The 18,317-nt window shown below is 44.7% G+C and carries 14 protein-coding genes; 8 read left to right on the top strand and 6 right to left on the bottom strand.

Going from position 1 to position 18,317, the window contains the following annotated elements; translation table 11 throughout:
• Positions 1-190 precede the first annotated feature (190 nt).
• Complete coding sequence (locus tag JGK20_RS19065) at positions 191-2,464, top strand: FdhF/YdeP family oxidoreductase (protein ID WP_293231752.1); 2,274 nt, start codon at positions 191-193, stop codon at positions 2,462-2,464.
• Positions 2,465-2,893: 429 nt separating this feature from the next.
• Here the strand turns inward: JGK20_RS19065 and JGK20_RS19060 are convergent, their stop codons facing one another.
• Both JGK20_RS19060 and JGK20_RS19055 read right to left on the bottom strand, forming a co-directional pair.
• Complete coding sequence (locus JGK20_RS19060; RefSeq protein WP_293217442.1) at positions 2,894-4,135, bottom strand: glycosyltransferase family 2 protein; 1,242 nt, start codon at positions 4,133-4,135, stop codon at positions 2,894-2,896.
• Between the two features lie 424 nt (positions 4,136-4,559).
• Positions 4,560-4,709 carry a hypothetical protein gene (locus JGK20_RS19055; protein ID WP_293182331.1) on the bottom strand — a complete coding sequence of 50 codons (150 nt, stop codon included), beginning with the start codon at positions 4,707-4,709 and terminating at the stop codon, positions 4,560-4,562.
• A gap of 194 nt (positions 4,710-4,903) precedes the next feature.
• On the opposite strand from JGK20_RS19055, the gene JGK20_RS19050 reads away from it, so the two are divergent.
• Positions 4,904-7,423: a serine/threonine-protein kinase gene (locus JGK20_RS19050; protein ID WP_293182329.1), complete on the top strand. Its 2,520-nt coding sequence runs from the start codon at positions 4,904-4,906 to the stop codon at positions 7,421-7,423.
• Between the two features lie 226 nt (positions 7,424-7,649).
• On the opposite strand, the gene JGK20_RS19045 is transcribed toward JGK20_RS19050, so the two are convergent.
• Entirely contained in the window at positions 7,650-9,065 is a 1,416-nt protein-coding gene (locus JGK20_RS19045) for a hypothetical protein (protein ID WP_293205462.1), read from the bottom strand.
• Positions 9,066-9,255: 190 nt separating this feature from the next.
• On the opposite strand from JGK20_RS19045, the gene JGK20_RS19040 reads away from it, so the two are divergent.
• Entirely contained in the window at positions 9,256-10,281 is a 1,026-nt protein-coding gene (locus JGK20_RS19040) for a hypothetical protein (RefSeq protein ID WP_293182325.1), read from the top strand.
• Between the two features lie 319 nt (positions 10,282-10,600).
• On the top strand, positions 10,601-10,807 hold the full coding sequence (locus JGK20_RS19035; protein ID WP_293212265.1) for a hypothetical protein: 207 nt from the start codon (positions 10,601-10,603) through the stop codon (positions 10,805-10,807).
• 145 nt (positions 10,808-10,952) lie between these two features.
• On the opposite strand, the gene JGK20_RS19030 is transcribed toward JGK20_RS19035, so the two are convergent.
• Complete coding sequence (locus JGK20_RS19030) at positions 10,953-11,306, bottom strand: TMEM14 family protein (protein ID WP_366025225.1); 354 nt, start codon at positions 11,304-11,306, stop codon at positions 10,953-10,955.
• A 105-nt stretch (positions 11,307-11,411) separates the two neighbouring features.
• Here JGK20_RS19030 and JGK20_RS19025 point away from each other — a divergent pair, with 105 nt between their 5' ends.
• From JGK20_RS19025 to JGK20_RS19010, 4 genes are all read left to right on the top strand, one after another.
• Positions 11,412-12,716 (top strand): ATP-binding protein, encoded by a 1,305-nt coding sequence (locus JGK20_RS19025; protein WP_293231750.1) that lies wholly within the window; start codon positions 11,412-11,414, stop codon positions 12,714-12,716.
• A gap of 485 nt (positions 12,717-13,201) precedes the next feature.
• On the top strand, positions 13,202-13,648 hold the full coding sequence (locus JGK20_RS19020) for a tellurite resistance TerB family protein (RefSeq protein WP_293182342.1): 447 nt from the start codon (positions 13,202-13,204) through the stop codon (positions 13,646-13,648).
• Between the two features lie 297 nt (positions 13,649-13,945).
• A complete protein-coding gene (locus JGK20_RS19015) occupies positions 13,946-14,359 on the top strand; it encodes a thioesterase family protein (protein ID WP_293182317.1) in 414 nt (137 codons plus the stop codon).
• Between the two features lie 258 nt (positions 14,360-14,617).
• Positions 14,618-15,589 carry a putative 2-dehydropantoate 2-reductase gene (locus tag JGK20_RS19010; protein WP_293182315.1) on the top strand — a complete coding sequence of 324 codons (972 nt, stop codon included), beginning with the start codon at positions 14,618-14,620 and terminating at the stop codon, positions 15,587-15,589.
• A gap of 148 nt (positions 15,590-15,737) precedes the next feature.
• On the opposite strand, the gene JGK20_RS19005 is transcribed toward JGK20_RS19010, so the two are convergent.
• Together JGK20_RS19005 and JGK20_RS19000 are read right to left on the bottom strand one after the other, a co-directional pair.
• Complete coding sequence (locus JGK20_RS19005; RefSeq protein ID WP_293182313.1) at positions 15,738-17,276, bottom strand: 2-succinylbenzoate--CoA ligase; 1,539 nt, start codon at positions 17,274-17,276, stop codon at positions 15,738-15,740.
• Complete coding sequence (locus JGK20_RS19000) at positions 17,270-18,265, bottom strand: o-succinylbenzoate synthase (protein WP_293231748.1); 996 nt, start codon at positions 18,263-18,265, stop codon at positions 17,270-17,272. Before JGK20_RS19000 ends, JGK20_RS19005 begins: the two co-directional genes overlap by 7 nt.
• Positions 18,266-18,317 lie beyond the last annotated feature (52 nt).

Raw genomic sequence — 18,317 nt, 5'->3', positions numbered from 1 at the left:
AGAAATCTATCTAGCAAAATCTCGTACAATTAATTCGGAACTACTATTTATAGCAAAGAGCGCTCAAGCGCAACAACGTACCTTTAAGAAATCTATCTATTGACTAATTTATGGGCTGTAAATTTGCGGTAAATTATAGTAATAAACTTAACTGTACATCAATTCGCAATTCAAACAAAAAATAAACCGTATGGACACCAACTCCCAAAATATCCAACCCGTTCCGCCATTTAGCGACAAAAATGACGAAACGCCAGACATCGGCGGCGGTTTGCCCATAATTGAATATTGGGCAAAGCATACTTTGTCGCCGGAAGGCCCGAAACTTTGGCAAACTTTGCTGCACAAAAGTGCTTGTTTGTCCTGTGCTTGGGGCACTGGCGGGCAGAAAGGAGGGTTTACGAATGAAGATGGCGAAAAACTTCAGCGGTGTATGAAAAGTGTTGAAGCAATTTCGGCTGAAATTAAACCTGCTATCTCGACTAACTATTTTCAACAGCACAGTATTGCAGAACTCCAACCATTAACTTCCAGGGAAGCAGATAGACTGGGAAGGTTGAGTTTTCCGATGATTTTGCGGGCTGGTGCATCTCATTACGATCGCATTTCATGGCAAGAAGTCTATGAAATTGCCGAGGCTGGATTTCGTAAAAGCCCGGAACGAGTAGCTTCTTATAGTTCGGGTCGCTCTTCCAACGAGGCGGCTTTTCTGCTGCAATTGTTGATGAGGGCGATCGGCTCTAACAACTTAGCAGATTGTTCAGATTTGTGCCACGCTCCCTCGACCACCGGGTTAAAGGAAATGTTTAGCACCGGCACCTCCATAGTCAGTTTAGAAAACTTAAAGCAAGCAGATTGCGTCGTACTCGCGGGTAGCAATTCTTCCTACAACCATCCCCGATTGATGAACGAATTAATTAAAATCCGCGAACAAGGCGGTAAAATAATTGTCATCAATCCAGTGATGGAAATCGGTTTAGTCAAGTTTGCTTCTCCAGCATTTCCCCTCAAATCTCTCGTCCCAGGTTCCGAGATTTCGTCGCTCTACTTGCAGCCAATTCCCGGCAGTGATACAGCCCTATTTGTCGGGATTCAAAAAGCTGTAATTGAACAAGGATTGCTCGATGAAGAATATTTGCAATCTTATACAGAAAACTGGGAAGCAGTAGTGCAACACGCCCGTGAAACCGACTGGAAAACTATTACTCAAACCTGCGGAGTTTCTCAACCAGAAATTGAGGCAGCAGCCAAAATAATCGGCACTTCTCAACGAGTTGTCTTCGGTTGGGCGATGGGAATTACTCAACAACAGAATGCCGTAGATAATATTTTCAGCATCGCCAATACAGCTTTGATGACGGGAAATGTCGGCAAAGTCGGGGCGGGATTATTGCCGGTGAGAGGACACTCAAACGTCCAAGGATTCGGCTCTATGGGCGTGACTGTGAAGCTGAAAAAAGAAGTTCAAGCCGCTCTCGAAAAGCTGTTGGGGCGTCCCCTGAGCCGTGTTAAGGGTTATGAAACTCGATCGCTCATTGAAGCAGCAGATGCAGGCAAAGTCGATACGCTAATCTGTTTGGGCGGCAACTTGTACGGCGCCAACCCAGATTTAACTGAAGCCAAACGCGCTTTAGGCAAGATTGAAACCATTATTTACCTCGCCACCAAACCAAACTTAGGACATTTTAGCGGATTAGCAAAGCACAATACAATTGTTCTGCCGGTGCTGAATCGCTTTGAAAATCCCCACAAGACAACGGTAGAATCGGGTAATAATTTTGTGCGCTTCAATGATGAAGGTGAAACTCATCTCAAAGATGCTGATTTGATTTCTGAAGTGCATTTCTTGACAGAATTGGCTGCCAGAATTCACGGCACTTATCCGGTAGACTGGCGCCAGCTTCAAGATACCAAGTACGTGCGGCAATTGATTGCTCAAACCATTCCCGGCTATGAAAAAATCGCAACAATTGATGAAACTAAAGAGGAATTTACCATCAGCGGGCGGATTTTTACCGAACCCAAATTTCCCACTGATTGTGGCAAAGCCAAGATGTTTGTCACGCCTTTACCAGTGCTAAAATTACCCGAAATAAAGGATTTTGGTGCATCGAAATCGGTGCGGGGTTTAGTTGTGGCATTGATGACGGGACGCAGTTATTCTCAGCACAATACTGTGGTTTACAAAAATGATGACAAGTACCGGGGAATGCCGCACCGCAACTGCATTTTGATGAATCGCGCGGATGCAGAAAGTGCTGGTATGCAAGAACATCAGCGGGTTACTGTGCAGGGAAATGTGGGGAAAATGGAAAATGTTGAGGTGATTTACGGGGCGGTTCGTGAGGGTGCTGCTTTGATGTTTTATCCTGAAGTTAATGTAATTTTTCACCCGGAAATTGAAAAGCGATCGGGCACGCCTGCTTACAAGCGAGTACCTGCTTTTGTGTACGCAGAAGCATAAGGTACGTTGTGAAAACATCTATATGTAGAGTGCGTCAAGGTACGTTGTTGGGCTTCAGCCCTCTTTCCGAATATCATAAAGAGCGCTGAAGCGCAACTACGTACCTAATTTATATGACTGACGACTATATGTATGGTGCGTCAGCTATCATTATTTTCGCAACAAACCAACAATCTCATACTGACGCACTCCTCGAATAAATGGTGCGTCAGTATCAGACTTTTTGTGCTGATTGAAAATGTCCAACCTGACGCACCCTACTACTAACTGTCATAATTAATAAAGGTACGTTGTTGGGCTTCAGCCCTCTTTCCGAATATCATAAAGAGCGCTGAAGCGCAACAACGTACCTAATTTGTCTGACGAAAAGTCAACCGTATTGAAAGCTGACGCACCCTACCACTAATTTTTGTGAATGCAAAATCTGGATTAATTATTGTTAATTTGCAAAGCTCTCCCGCGCCAAGTCCATCCCCAACCTGTTTCGGTTTTGATCGCAGATCCGATCGCAATTGCCGCAATTAACGTCCCTCCCAAACCTCCCAACCACCAGTATTTCGTCGGACACTCAGAAATTTCGGCACCCAAACGGCGCAAAGTGTAATGGTACCCAATTACGATCGCAGATAAACAGATAGTTAACAACGTAATCGGCAAATGGTAATTGCTAATTTCTAATTGGTGATTGTTAATTATGTTGGCAATTTCGCCGTTAGCCAGCAAAATAGCTAATGCCAACCACGGCATCGGATAAAGAAAGAACATAATTGCTGCCATATAAAACATCGAACCCCAACTGCGGTTAGCGCCGAGATACAGATTCTTTGTCCAGCCTTCCCACAATGCGCTCCAAGACCGATACATCCGCACGGATGCCAAATTTGACCCGGAATAAAGTCCGAGCTTTAAACTCGCACGCTTGATGCGTCTAGCTAATTCCACATCTTCGACAATTTCGCCTGCAACTGCTTCGTGTCCGCCGATTTTTTCGTAAGCCGATCGCCTAAACAGCATAAATGGGCCACCCGCAAAGGCACTGTCTGTTTTTGTAGCATCATTAACGGCTGTAAAATCGAAGCAAACAGCTAGGTTATTGAACATTAAAGGCTGCACCAACCACTCGGAAAAACACCCACAAACCAGCGCTGGCATACAGGTTAGCAGGTCTATTTTCTCGGTTTCGGCTGTGGCGATAGCGGTTTCAATCGCCCCCGGTTTCAGCCGCACGTCGGCATCGATAAATAATAGGAATTCTCCGGTTGCTTCCCGAACAGCTTGGGCGCAGGCCCAGTTTTTGCCCGCCCAATATTGGTTTTCCGGTCGCGCCTCACCTGCTAATATTTTGAGGCGGGGGTCGCCCGGCTGTTGTTGCAGAGTTTGGGCGATCGCCTTCGTGTCGTCTGTCGATCGATCGTCTACAATCAAAACCTCTAGCTTGTCAGCAGACAGGGCTGTACTCTCCAAAATGGCGATCGCGCAATCCCGAATATTCTCGGCTTCGTTGTATGCTGGTACGATTACCGAAATTTTGGGGAAGTCACCCGCCGACGGAAATAACTGCTGAGCCACACTGCCGTTGGTGCGAGGCGCATTTTTGACCGATTGGCGCAAATTCTTGGTGTAAGCTCTACTGACTATGAGAGAAAAAATTACCAGGGTTAACAATATCAAAGCGAACTGACCTCAAAATTTACGTGCACAATTTGTGTCCTTAAATATTAAAAAATATTAAAACAAAAAGCTAGTCGATCGCCCAAAAAGTTATTTTCAGCATCTCCTTTGCTATAATTTGTGAGCATCTTTCGGCTCTACCGCAGCAAGGGGCAAGACCCCTCACCCAGTCTGAGACCGAAAAGCCGAGGATAGATATCAGTTGTCAGAGGATCTTGCAATGGGCGAATTTGTTTCAGTGGATGTGTTTGCGAATACCATAGCGATACTCGGTGCTTTGGGTTTTTTCTTTTTGGGATATCAAGCTTTGCAGATGTTGAAAAAATAAAGTATGGCAATTGTCAGAGGGAACATCTCATTTTTGCAAAAAGCATTTTTATACAGTGCTGTCCCCTCTCGCGTGCTATGTATAGTACGCGAGTTCTTAAGATCCCACTACAAATGCGATCGCACAGATGCACCCATCGTCAGGTGAGTGAGGTACGGATTGGTAATGGGTAATATGCGATCGATCGTGAGTGATGGGTGATGGGTAATGAGTGATTGGCTGGCGAGTACCTCCCTTGATTGACAATCGCTATATCAGTCAATTGAGAATTCGGCAAATCGTTGTAGAGAAATACAGTTAAATGCTTCTCTGGTGGGCATCGAACCCGCCACAAAATAGCAATTTAAATCTCAAATCGACTGACCTAATTACAACTAAAAACTGCCTGCTGTGAAACTGTTTCTTGCGAAAATCAACCAAAAAAAGGCTGCGTTATTATCATGGTGAGCCAACTTTTAGATGGACGCTATCAAGTCATTGAAGTCATAGAAACAGGAGAATTTGGGCAAACCTATCTGGCCAAAGATACTCGTCGCCCCGGTGAACCGCAGTGCTTTGTCAAGCACCTGCGTCCCGGTACCAGCGAGCCCAAATTAATTAATACTACGCGCCGTCTTTTCCAAAAAGAAGCAGAAGTTCTAGAAAAGCTCGGTCAACACGACCAAATCCCTCAGCTATTCGCTTATTTTGAAGAAAATGAAGAATTTTTCTTAGTAGAATCCTTTATTGCCGGTCACTCGCTATCCACAGAGATTGTCCCGGGAAAGCCGGTTCCCGAAGAAAAAATTATTCCTTTGTTGAAGGAACTATTAGAAATTTTAGTGTTTGTACACGGACAGGGAGTAATTCACCGAGATATTAAACCAGCAAATTTAATCCGTCGCTATGCAGACAACAAGTTAGTTTTGATTGACTTTGGCTCGGTGAAAGAAATTCACATCGCTCAAAGACAAGCACCGGTAACTGTGCGGATTGGGACGCTGGAATATATGCCGATCGAGCAATTTCAATACAACCCGCAGCTTAACAGCGATATCTACGCCTTGGGAATGATTGGCATCCAAGCTATGACGGGTTTGCCGGCTTACGATTTGCCGAAACTGCGGGATTTGAAAAATTCTAATCGAGGCGAAATTGTTTGGCGCCATTTAACCTCCTGCTCCCAAGCCCTAGCCGATGTTTTGGACAATATGGTGCGCTACGATTTTCGGGAGCGCTACCAGTCGGCGGCGGAGGCTTTGGCCGATTTGCGGAAAATTGGCGATCGATCGCGCACGCGGGTACCCAAACTCACAATCTATCGCGAAGAAGTCGATCGGCGCAGCAGCAGTCGCGGTGACATTACAGTCGTCGGTCGCAGAATATTAGAAGAATTGCGCGTCAGTTTGGAATTGCAACCAGAAGAAGCAGAGGCGATCGAAGATGAGGTATTGAACCCTTACCGCAAATACAGGGAAAAAGGCGAACGCTACGAACAATCGCTGCAAGAAACCATGCAGCAAGAATATCCTTTTTCTGCAAACACTCGCGAGGAATTAAAACGGTTGCAGCAAGTTTTAGGGCTTACCGACGAAGATGCGGCCAGAATCGAAGAATTAGTCGTTCCTAAATCTTTATTCGGTAAATTGTACAAGGCGATCGCGATCGTGTTGGAAGGACACCGCAACCCCAACGCCATTGTGCCCCCAGCCAGCAGCACTCTTCCACTGGGAGTGCAGGCAATTCCGGCGGCATCCCCAGAGGTAAATTTGAACGGAAAAGGGAGTTTATCCATCGCCCCAGACAGCACCAGCGCCTCAGCAATTGTCCCCAAAGAACCTCGCAAAATCAATCCTTATATCGCCGGAGCAACGATTGCAGCCCTCTTAACTGCGATCGGCGGAATTTACGGATACCTCAAATGGCAAGAAAGACAGCAGCAAGTGCAGCAAGAAACCCAACAATTCAATCAAATCGAAGCTTTTTATCAAGAAAGCAATTATGAAGGCTGCATCAGCCAAATCCCAACAATTGCCAAAACTTCCAGCACCTATACCTCCGCCCAAAACTTACAACAAAAGTGCCAAGCAGGTCTCCAATGGAAAAACGCCAAAGTCAAAAACTTCGCCCAGCATTCAGATGCAGTTGGATCTGTTGCTTTTAGTCCAGACGGCTTAATGTTAGCCAGCGGTTCCAAAGACAAAACCATCCAAATTTGGGATTTAGCCACAGGCAAATCGATCCGCACTTTCCCAGGAGATTCATCCACCGTTTGGTCGGTTGCTTTCGATGCAAAAGGTACGAAACTAGCCACAGGAACAGGTTTTTGGAGAGTCATGTTGTGGGATTTAAAAACAGGTCAAGCTACTCGCAGTCTCGATCATAGTGCCTCTGTTTGGTCAGTCGCTATCAGCCCCGACGGACAGCTCGTTGCTAGCGCCAGCGGAGACAAAACCACCAAAATTTCCGATGCCACAACGGGCAATTTGCTCCAGAATTTACCAGATCACACAGATTTTGTTTATTCTGTTGCTTTCACTCCCGATGGCAAAAATTTAGTTAGCGCTTCTAAGGATAAAAAAATCACAATTGTCGATGTAGCAACAGGGAGGTTGCTCAAAACTATTGAAGGACACGGCGACGCGGTGAGGTCTGTGGCAGTTAGCCCGGACGGAAAGACAATTGTTAGCGGCTCCTACGATGAAAGCATTAAAATCTGGAATCTCGAAAGTGGAGATTTAATTCGCTCGATCAAGGGACATTCTGACGATATTGTTTCGGTTGCTATCAGCCCGGACGGGAAATTTATCGCCAGCGGCAGCAAGGATAAAACCATTAAAATTTGGGACTTTGATACCGGAGAATTGCTGAATACTTTGACGGGACATACCGATGAGGTTTATGTAGTGACTTTTAGTCCCGATGGCAAAACTATTGCTAGCGGCTCTAAAGACAATACTATTAAGTTGTGGCTGAGATAATAGACTTGAATTGCAAAAATCGGAAAACACCCTGAAATTATCTGCGTTTATCTGTGTTTATCTGTTTGACATCTGCGGTTTATAGTCTGATTTGTAGTAGGGTGCGTCAGCCAATTCTGGTTCCTCACCTGAAAATTAGGCTACTCGCTGACGCACCCTACAATATCGACTAAGCAGAGCGGTTTTATTGTCGTCAGACAAATTAGGTACGTAGTTGCGCTTTCAATTAATTGCAGTAGTTTAACTCTTTTTCTAAGGATTTGGCAAAGTGCCAAGCAGGAGTTTCTATTGTGTCCTCAGTGGGATAAATTTCACTTAAATCCTCTCGACTTTGGAAAAAGTAGTAGAGGTTAGCCACAGTTAAATCGGATATTTCTTGCCAGTTCGAGACCGCTAAAGCTGGATAGCCAGTTGCGATCGCCTGCTGGCACACATAAAACTCGTATCCCCCGCGCAGTTCCGGCTTCAGGGCGAAGGCTAGCTGGTCGCGCAAGGATAGAAAGTGAGACTTTTGCTTTAAACTTTGATAAAGTGAAGGTTCCGCAGTTAATACCGCGAATGTCGTGTGGATGCTGCTTTTTATATGATGGTCGCCGCTGAGTTTATCTAAACTAGCTAACTGGTGCTGCTCTTTGGGAGACAAAGTTTGCATCCAATCTACCTCGTTTTGCCAAAATTCTATTACACTTAGATCGTGACCGAGAATCCTGGTAACTTCTGGAAATAAAAAATCTAGTTCAGATTCCGATTGACATCCTTTCACAACAGTGAGAAGATCGTGACGAATTTTTGATTGAAGTTTGAGCAGGCGATCGCTCACTAGATCGTAAGCCCGCTGCAACTGAAACGTGATGCCCAGCGCCAGCTCGATCGCCCAAACACATTCCATTTGCCGGAGCTTTCCGGCAGAACACAGCCCCTCCAACAAACCGGGACGATCGTAAATTTTTAAAGCCTCAAACAGCATATCTCGCCCGTTATTAATCTCCGAATTCCGCAGCTTGAGATCCGGCACTGTCAGGGCTGACTGGCAGCGTTTAATAGCTTTAGAAAAAATATCGTAACCGTTAACCAGTTGCTGGCGGTGCCTTTGAAAATTAGAGTCATGAGCCACCTTAAAAATCTGCTGAATTACCTCTACTCCCTTATCTTTGAGGATATGCCTGAGATCGATAAACCCGTCTTTAATTTTGAGCTTCTGGTGTTTTGCCTCATCTCTGATTTTTAATACTTGTTCGAGGTTTACTGCTGACAAAACTGTACTCGATACAGCCCCAATACCAATGACGGCAGCAGTCGCTTGCATCACTGCCAAATTAATTTTGAGACAGTTAAGCATTCTGTATATTTTCTGAAACCCCTGGTGACTTTGAGCAAGCTGCAAGGGCGCGACTGTCACGTACACGGGAGCTATCAGCGGCTGTACGGGCCCGCCTCCGCCTAAGTGTGAGAGCAATCCTAGAACTCCGCGATCGCATAGAGTTGTTGTTGTTGATTGATAAAATATTTTGGCAATCTCCACAAACTCCCCTGTCACCGGATCTCTAGCTGCGGGGAGCAATTTTCCAGTTGTGGTGGCAGGCTGTACGAGGTTGCCAGTATTGAGCCTAACCTGAGTTGTAGGGGTGAATACATAATCCATGTTGTGACACCAGTTTAAAACAAGAATGCAACTGTAGGCCCGCGCTCCAAACCCTGATAGTTATCAGTCATTCCCATTCCCAATTCTAAAATCTAAAATCTAAAATCTAAAATGGTCTGACTCAGTTTGCATTCCAAAAGGGAGATGTTCTGTATTGTATGCTATTTAGGGAAAGGAGGGATGAAACGAAATGAATGAGTATCTCAAGGTATTCCAGGCTATTACCCAGTTTAGCGATCGATTGCTCGCAGATGAATATCAATCCGTGGAGATTAAACAGTCAGCTACCCACCTCAGTCTAGACGTGGAACCTTGTATTCAGGAAATCAAGCAATCAGCCCTCAGACTCAAGGCGTTAGCTCACGTATGTTTCAAAGATGTATCTCAGGCTGAGGATGTCTGGAATAGCAAGCCGAGAATTGCTAAAGCATCTGCTGTTGATGTCTGGGAGCAAATTGGCGAACTAAGCGGATGCGACGTGAGAATTCGCAGTTTGGGAAAACAAGGCAAATATGATGCTATTGTTAAAGTTCGCAAATCGTGGAGCGACAAAGCTACAAAGTTAAAAAATAAGTGGTTTTTGTGGGATCAAAACCAGCAAGTGTTTAAAAAAGATTCTATCGGTTTTTATGACAAAGATAATTTGTACAAAGAATTGCGAAATGAAGTAGACTACCAAGGCGAACGAGTAATTTTAATTGTGGAGAATGAACTCAATTCTATCTTTAAAGAATTACAATCTATTGATATAGAAAAAGTTGAATATTGTATAGAATGCTTCGATTTCAAGAGTCAATCGAAATTTAGAGAGCGACTGCAATCAATAGGCGGCGAGATTGTATCGAAGTTTACGGAACCTCTGAGATATTTGCCGGAGTCTTATATGAAGACTTTTAAAGAAACTCTGAGAGATCCTGTAGAAACTCTGGTTCATAAAAGTAAAATGGGAATCAGCTTGAGCGATTTTGAAGAGTCTTGTAAAGTGATTAGCTCAATCCTGGATGATTTAATTTTAGCAATTTTTGAGGAGCGCATGAAACTGGGAATTCAAACAGTTGAAAAAGCGATTATGTTCTACAATAATTTTTTAGAGAAGCAGGCGCGGTACCAACTAGAGACAGCCCAACAGCGCGCGGCGGAAAAGGATTGGATTGAATACCAGCGGCAGCAACTCAGGGAAGTCGAGCAGTATATTGAATCAGTCATTAGTCATTAGTCATGGGGCATGGGGCATGGGGCATGGGGCATGGGGCATTGGGCATGGGGCATTGGGCATTGGGCATTGGGCATTGGGCATTGGGCATTGGGCATTGGTAATTGGTAATTGGTAATTGGTAATTGGTAATTGGTGTTTTAACTATAGAACCCATTTGAGATCTGATCTATTTTGCGTAAATCTGAGAAACCGGGTTTCTCTCTATATTTCTCGTCATCCAACCCAAAAACTCGTAGAAACCCGGTTTCTCGACATGAGCGTAAATCTCAGCAACGGGTTTCTCTCTATATTTCTCGTCACCCAACCGAAAAACTTAAAGATGTCAAATGGGTTCTATAGTGCGAGTTTCCCGATCGCTAGGAGAGTACGGTGTCGAGCTTCGCGATCGCTAGGAGAGTACGGTGTCGAGCTTCCCGATCGCTATGGAGGAGGCGAGCTTCCCCGCTATAGAGGAGGCGAGCGGGGACGCTCGCACTGCTCTCGGACAATTATTATTCCGATGCAAACGGAAGGATGTAACTACTGACTAATGTCTGCTCAATCCACGCAAAGATAGATACAAGCCACCCAATTAAGTCATAGACATAAAAAAGTTTAGACTTGAGTTCAATCTCCCAGTAAATGCTGTGGAGTTAATCTAAAATCTCAACTCTAAAATCTAACATCTCAAATCAAAAACCTAACATCGATTGACCGCTGAGTTCGTAAACGATCGCACCCAAAGACGCCAAACTAGCCAAAATCAGCATCCCAGCGGGCATAAACTTGCGAGTTTTGACCAGCCGTACAATAAAAACTACTACTAAAACAGCGGAAATTGCTGCTGCTAATGTTAAACCCCAAGTTTGTCCCATGAGTTGTGCGGTGCCGGCAAAAATTAGCAGCGAACCGCTAACGAGGCCGGAAATGAGCGAGGCTTGGCTTTTGGCTTTGATGTAACCCATGATGCCGCCAATTAGTGTCAAAACGCCGTAGCCGATCGCCGCTGCTGTACCTAAATTCATTTTTAATTCCCCAATTTTCACTCTTTGCATCTCAATTTATACAGCGAGACCTGCAATTCCGGTCACAAATTGTTAGAAAATTTATTAAACCCAGTCCAGATATCTAACTGTTATACAATTGGCATTATGTCAGCCCTAACTTCTAGTGCGATCGCCCAAATCCGTTACCTCCAACGCCAAGCAGCATCCCTGTTGCTATATCAATCAGTTCTCCAAACCCGCGCAGGTCAAGCTTTTCTCGACTTGCTGCAAGCTCTCCACCACAGCGAACTCAGCGGTGTAGAGTGTCAGGTAGCTTACGGTAACTGGTTCAAAATTCAAGCTGCTCAAAATTTGAGCTGGAAAGATTCCCTGATTTTGCAAATTCTCAAAGACGAAAATCCATTTTCTCGCCAAGCTCAGCAAACAGATTTTGCGAGTTTGTCGCCCGCTTTAGTCGAAGCAGCCAGACATGATTTACAAGTGCTGCAAAATATTTATGACTGCACCAGCGAGCAGTTGAGTAAGTGGGTGCGAGTAGCGGGTCAACTTGACTCAGTTCCTCCCATTTGGTATTGCGAAAATGTACTAGAAAACGCCGAAAAGCCACTGCACGGAAAACTAGAAAAATGGTCTAGCGCTGCGGAATCTTTGGCAGAATATTACCGACAGTTTGGCACGGGTTTGTTTGCAGAGTATCGTGCTTTTGGGTGGAAGTCCGGGCAGTTAGCGAGTATTCCGCATCCCGATCACATAAATTTGAAAGAGTTGGTTTGCTGCGATTGGCAGCGGGATGCTCTGGTGAAAAATACAGAGTTTTTGCTGGCTGGTTATCCGGCTTTGCACGTCTTGCTGTACGGAAGTCGCGGCTCGGGTAAGTCTTCGTTGGTGAAGTCGCTGTTAAATGAATTTGGATCTCGCAATTTGCGATTGATTGAAGTATCTAAATCGGATTTGCAAGATTTAGCGCTAATTGTGGAGAAGTTGCGGGGAGTTCCTCAAAAGTTTATTGTTTTTGTAGACGACCTTTCATTTGAGGAAGATGATGATGCTTTTAAATCCTTGAAAGTTGTTTTAGAAGGAAATGTCACCGCCCGGCCTCAAAATGTAGTTGTTTACGCCACATCTAATCGCAGGCATTTAATTCGAGAGTTTTTTGATGACAGGCCTCGCCCTCGCGACGGTGATGAAGTTCACGCTTGGGATACCGTGCAGGAAAAACTCTCATTTAGCGATCGCTTTGGCTTGACTTTAACTTTTGAACCTGCGGATCAAAACACTTATTTAACAATTGTCCGACATCTCGCCGAACGAGCTGGCATCAAGCTCGCTGTTGAGGATTTGGAACACCGCGCTAAGGAATGGGCAACTCGCCGCAACGGGCGCTCTGGAAGGACTGCGCGGCAGTTTGTTGATTTTCTGAAAGCTGATTTAGCTTTGTTTGACAAGTAGATTGTCTGCGCCCTTAGAGCGAGTTTTACCAGAAAAAATTGGTTTAAAGCCTCTCCCTTTTATGGAGAAATTAAAATCAGACGATTCATATCTATTCCGGTTGCACCGTCAGGTGATGTTGACTGTTAACTGTTGACTGTTTAAACAATACCGATACAACCGGAAACGATATCATTGAGTCATTAGCGCGAGCGTCCCCGCTCGCGAACGTTATTAGTCATTAGTCGCTCAACTGTCAACTGTCAACTGTCAACCGTCAACCGTCAACTGACAACTGTCAACTGTCAACTGTCAACTGTCAACTGTCACCCGCCCTTACAGCGCCGAAGGAAAAAATTAAAAATCTTAATTTTTTCATAATTTTATTGAGAATAAATAACTCAGCAGATTTGATATAATTGTTGAAATCCCCAGCCAAGGAAGCTTCCAAAGCCAGAGCCCATAGGGACTCCGTGAATCCACTACTAAAGAATGAGGAAAGTATTATGGGTTTATTTGACAAAGTATCGCAGACTCGCCAACAAACTGATGTCACGTTAGGGCCTGCCGAAGCATTTGCGGCGATCGCGCTAATTGCCGTAGCAGCCGACGGTTACATCAATGACAGCGAAAGTAAAGCGATTAGCATGACACTATCTCGGATGCAACTTTTCCGCAGCTATCCAGATGATGTGATGCGAAAAATGCTCGATCGGCTGCTGAACATTCTGCAACGGCAAGGAGTTCAGGTACTGTTTAATGCGGCTTTGGCAACACTTCCCGACGAACTTAAAGAAACAGTTTTTGCTGTGACAACTGATATTGCTTTAGCAGATGGCGAGGTTTCAGAAGAAGAAGAACAACTTTTGAACGATCTTTACTGTGCATTGGATCTTTCCGAAGAAATTGCCCTCAAGATTATAGACGTGATGTTGATTAAAAACAAAGGTTAAGAAAGCAGGGGCAGGGGCAGGAGTGAGGAGGGTGAGTTTGAGAAGATCAAAAATTAGCGCCTGCTTAGTTAGGCGATCGCTGCTGCAAAAGTGCTGGTTTACCGATATGATGGTTGTTCAACAGTTGACAGTTGACAGTTGACAGTTGACAGTTGGAGAGCGACCTCTATCTAGAAGCCTGAGTATTGGAGTAATGAATAGCCCGATCTTAACTTCTCCCTCAAAGGGTTCTGGCTTTCAACCAATTCTTTCTGGTAAAATTCAGCTTTAATTTGCGATCGCCCGCGACTACCTCAAATGCCTTTTACTTACACCCGCACTGTGCGCTTTCAAGATACCGATGCTGCTGGAGTCGTTTACTTTGCAAACGTTTTGGCGATGTGCCACGAAGCTTACGAGGCATCTCTAGCAGCATCAGGAGTCAATCTCAGAGCATTTTTTGGCGATCGAGAGGTTGCATTTCCGATAATTCATGCTAGTGTAGATTTTTATCGTCCACTATTTGCGGGCGATCGGCTGACGATTCAATTGACGCCCACACAAGTTGCAGGCGATGAATTTGAAATTGCCTATCAAGTATTTTCAGGGGAAGTTGCAGAAAGAAGCTGGGCTAAAGCTCTGACTAAGCACGTCTGCATCGATGCAGTTAGCAGAACCAAAAAACAGCTATCTGAAGACTTAATGCAGTGGATGAGGCAATTTGAGAGTTGAGATTTTAGATAACTTCAATATTTAAATAATAGCAGGGAATGACAGTCAAATTTCTGTTTAGTTTAAAATTTCTTCTGACTTATTTATATTAAGTAGTTCCACTTAATTAAACGTAAATACAGATGACTTAAAAACCAGCTCTATAAGAAGCATTCTTCCTTCTTCCGACTTCCCTCTTCCTGATAACGTTCGCGAGCGGGGACGCTCGCGCTACTGACTAATGACTGACTTCTTCCTTCTTCCTTCTTCCTTCTTCTTATGACAAATCGCAATTATGCCATAGTCGGCACGGGAGCTTTAGGCGGATTCTACGGTGCTAGACTGCAAAAAGCTGGTTTAGAAGTCAATTTTTTGCTGCGGAGCGATTACGAGCGCGTCAAAAAACATGGTTTGATTGTCGAGTCTCCCGAAGGCGACTTCACCCTCCCGCAAGTCCGCGCCTACCGCGACGCGCACAAAATGCCTAAGTGCGACGTAGTAATTGTCGCGTTGAAAACAACTCAAAATCACTTGTTGCCAAAACTTTTGCCTCCTCTATTAAAGGATAACGGCGCGGTTTTAGTATTGCAAAACGGACTGAATACCGAACCGGAAGTAGCTAAAATTGTCGGTGCAGAACGAGTGGTGGGCGGGCTGTGCTTTCTCTGTTCTTATAAAGTCAGCCCCGGTCATATCTGCCACCTAGATTACGGTACGATCACGCTAGGCGAATATGCCAAAGACTACAAAGCCATCGGTATTACTGATAGATTGCACCATATTGCTAGGGATTTTAAACGCGCTCACATTCCGATTAAAATGAGCGAAGATTTGCTATTGTCTAGGTGGAAAAAGCTGGTTTGGAATATTCCTTATAACGGGCTCTCTGTGGTTTTGAATGCGAGAACCGACGAACTGATGGCGAATCCGAATACTCTGATTTTAGTTGAGCAAATCATGAGGGAAGTGGTAGCAGGGGCCAAAAGTTGCGATCGCATTATTCCCGATGATTTTATCCCGCATATGCTGGAATACACTCATAAAATGAAGCCTTACCGCACCAGCATGAAAATCGATTACGATGAATCGCGTCCTCTGGAGGTTGAGGCAATTTTTGGCAATCCCATGCGGGTAGCCCAAAAAGCAGGTATTAAGTTGCCACAAATAGAGGTACTTTACCAAATGTTGAAGTTTGTGGATGTTCAAAGGCAAGAAGCTGAGAAGACGAGAAGGCTGTTAGGTGTGGATTAATTGGGAATTGGGAATTGGGAATTGGGCATTGGGCATTGGGAATTGGGAATTGGGCATTGGGCATTGGGCGGGTTTTTGAGATTTCTCACTTGTGTTGTAAATATTGATGAACCCGCCCTACGGAAATTACTGTCAAATTCGGTTAATACTATTGATTCGCCAGAGATGACACCGCAATTTCTTGTAATTGTTCTCGATTGAGTTTGCCTTGAGCATTTCGAGGCATTTCTTCGACGACAACCCAATTTTTTGGTCGCTTAAATTTACTCAACTTATCTTCTATTGCTGCTTGCAAGTTTTTGACAGTAACTTCGGAATTAGCGGGAACGCAAACAGCCGTAACGACTTGCCCCCAATCTTTGTCTGGTAAGCCAATTATAGCAACATCTGCCACTAAATTGGTATTCTTAATGGCGGCTTCGACTTGGGCAGGAAATACATTTTCTCCGCCCGTGATAATCTTGTCGCTACTACGTCCGATGATATTTAAGCAGTTATTTTTATCAAAAAATCCTAAGTCATCTAGTTGGAAATATGGGCGATCGCCAAATCGTTCAGGATAATAACCCAAGGCTAAAGATTTAGCATCAACGCTAATATTCCCAATTTGATTGTAGCACAAAATCTCGCCGCTTGCACTGCGAATAGTTATGTTCGCGTGAGGTAAAGCTTGACCAGAAGTGTTATTTCCCGCGAGAAAATCTTCGGGTTTGAGTGTAGCAATTTGCGAGGCGGTTTCTGTCATGCCGTAAGTCGGCGCTAATTTGATTTGATTCTTTCTAGCTGTGGCTAAAAGTTCGGGCCAAGCGGGAGCACCGCCTAAAAGTACGGCACGAAACTGGGATAGCCAATTAGTTGTATCTGGGTTTTGCAGCAGCCGTTGCAGTTGAGTTGGTACTAAAGAAATGAAAAATTCTTCGGGTTCGACATCGGATTTTTCGCCTGCTTCTAGTGTTTTGAATGATGCAATTGCCAGTTTTCCCCCGGTTGTGAACGATCGCATAAATTGCATGAGACCGCTGACGTGGTATAATGGTAATACGCAGAATGAGTTAATTTTGTCAAGGTTAAAATATTGTTGAAAACCTTGGACTGAGGCTGTGAGGGTTTCCCAAGTGTGGATGGCAAAACGGATTTTTCCCGAGGAACCTCCGGTAGGAATCATTATTGTAGCTAATTCGTCTATTTCGGGTGAAGGTAATTCTCGTGAATGATGGAATTCCGGCGAATGATTGAGTCCCGGCGAATGATGGAATCCCGGCGAATGATTGAATTCGGGTGAATGATGGAATCCCGGCGAATGGAATTCGCGGCTATACAAACGAAGTCCGCCTCCGCGGACTGGGAGAGGGGGAAATGTGTTTTTAAGATTAGTATTTTGTCCCCAAATTAGTTCGGGTTGGACTAAATCAAAGACTTGTTCCCATTCTTCTTTTACCCAGTTGGGATTGCAGAGAAAAATTTGGCATTTGGCGGTGCGGGCGGCGATGAAACTGGCAAGAAATTGCAGGGGTTCTGGTTCGGCTAGGCAAATTTTTAGGGGTGTTTCTCCTGTTTGATTTTGGGTGATTTGTTGCAATTTCCGATCGACAATTCGAGCAAATTCGCCGCTGTCACCACCGATTAGCCAATTGTCGGGGAAGTCAAAGGGAAGATTCAGAGTATTTACTGTGAGATTTGTTACCATAGATGCTGTAACCAGGTGTCTTGATTGTCGTCGAACCAGCTATCGGTACCGAAGCCTAGGGCTCGATTATTTACAGATAATTTTGTTGCTAAGTTTAAGGCGGCTTGTCTGCCGATTTTGGTTTCAAATACGGATGAGAAAACTGCGTCTATATTGTGAGTTTGACAAAATTTGCGGAGTTGGGATGGGGAACCGCCAATCGCTGGTTTGATGACGAAAATTCCCCGCCAGCCTTGGTTGTAGCATTCTTGGATGCGATCGAGATTGGCTGCGGATTCGTCTAGGGCGATCGCCGTTGTATAAGTAGCATTCAATCGTACCATTTCTGGGAACTGTGCGATCGCCAGCGGCTGTTCCAAAAATTCAATCTGGGCGGCCAAGTCGGGTGTTGCTGTCACGCTATCGCAAGCTTCCAGCCATTTTTCAGCCTGGGAGTAGGTGAGTCCCCCATTAGCATCTAAGCGCAAAAGTGCTGTTTGGCGATCGGCTAAATCATCCATTGCTGCGATTAGCTGCTGAAAAATCGTTAATTCTTCCTCAATTACAGCAACGCCAATTTTCCATTTAAACGTGCGATATCCCTCCAACCAAAGCATTGGTAAAACCTGCAAAGCTGTTTCACCTGCGGGTAATAAACCGCTACACTGATTTTTCGGAATTTTGTCTTGACGAGGCGTATTTTCGATTGCTTGGCCCAGATTTTCCCAAGCTGACTCAAAGCCAAATTGACAGGCTGGTAATTCAGCGGAAATACTGAAGATTATTTCCTCTGAAATATTAGCAGGTAACTGTTGACAAAAATCTAATGCTTGGTCAAAAGTTTCCGAACCAAACCAACTCAGCGGGGCAATTTCTCCCCAGCCAATGCTACCATTTTCGTCAATAAGCCGCAGGATGATTCCTTCTCGCATATCCCAGATGCCGTGACTTGTTTGTAGCGGGCGCTTAAATTTTCGCTGATAGGTGCGAAACTCAAATTTATATAGCATTTGTTTTTTAGTCGATTGTCACCAAGGCCAAAGAAACCGGGTTTTTTACCTA

Source organism: Microcoleus sp. PH2017_05_CCC_O_A (assembly GCF_020738785.1).
GTDB lineage: Bacteria > Cyanobacteriota > Cyanobacteriia > Cyanobacteriales > Microcoleaceae > Microcoleus.
Note: the sequence above shows the minus strand (reverse complement) of the source record. Positions and strands in the feature narration are given on the sequence as shown.

Bases quoted from the DNA above. Each gene is read 5' to 3' on its own strand.
- JGK20_RS19035 (WP_293212265.1), top strand. From the start codon at position 10,601: ATGTCAAATGGGTTCTATAGTGCGAGTTTCCCGATCGCTAGGAGAGTA.
- JGK20_RS19045 (WP_293205462.1), bottom strand. From the start codon at position 9,065: ATGGATTATGTATTCACCCCTACAACTCAGGTTAGGCTCAATACTGGC.
- JGK20_RS19025 (WP_293231750.1), top strand. From the start codon at position 11,412: ATGTCAGCCCTAACTTCTAGTGCGATCGCCCAAATCCGTTACCTCCAA.
- JGK20_RS19000 (WP_293231748.1), bottom strand. From the start codon at position 18,265: ATGCTATATAAATTTGAGTTTCGCACCTATCAGCGAAAATTTAAGCGC.
- JGK20_RS19010 (WP_293182315.1), top strand. From the start codon at position 14,618: ATGACAAATCGCAATTATGCCATAGTCGGCACGGGAGCTTTAGGCGGA.
- JGK20_RS19005 (WP_293182313.1), bottom strand. From the start codon at position 17,276: ATGGTAACAAATCTCACAGTAAATACTCTGAATCTTCCCTTTGACTTC.
- JGK20_RS19040 (WP_293182325.1), top strand. From the start codon at position 9,256: ATGAATGAGTATCTCAAGGTATTCCAGGCTATTACCCAGTTTAGCGAT.
- JGK20_RS19050 (WP_293182329.1), top strand. From the start codon at position 4,904: ATGGTGAGCCAACTTTTAGATGGACGCTATCAAGTCATTGAAGTCATA.
- JGK20_RS19015 (WP_293182317.1), top strand. From the start codon at position 13,946: ATGCCTTTTACTTACACCCGCACTGTGCGCTTTCAAGATACCGATGCT.
- JGK20_RS19065 (WP_293231752.1), top strand. From the start codon at position 191: ATGGACACCAACTCCCAAAATATCCAACCCGTTCCGCCATTTAGCGAC.
- JGK20_RS19020 (WP_293182342.1), top strand. From the start codon at position 13,202: ATGGGTTTATTTGACAAAGTATCGCAGACTCGCCAACAAACTGATGTC.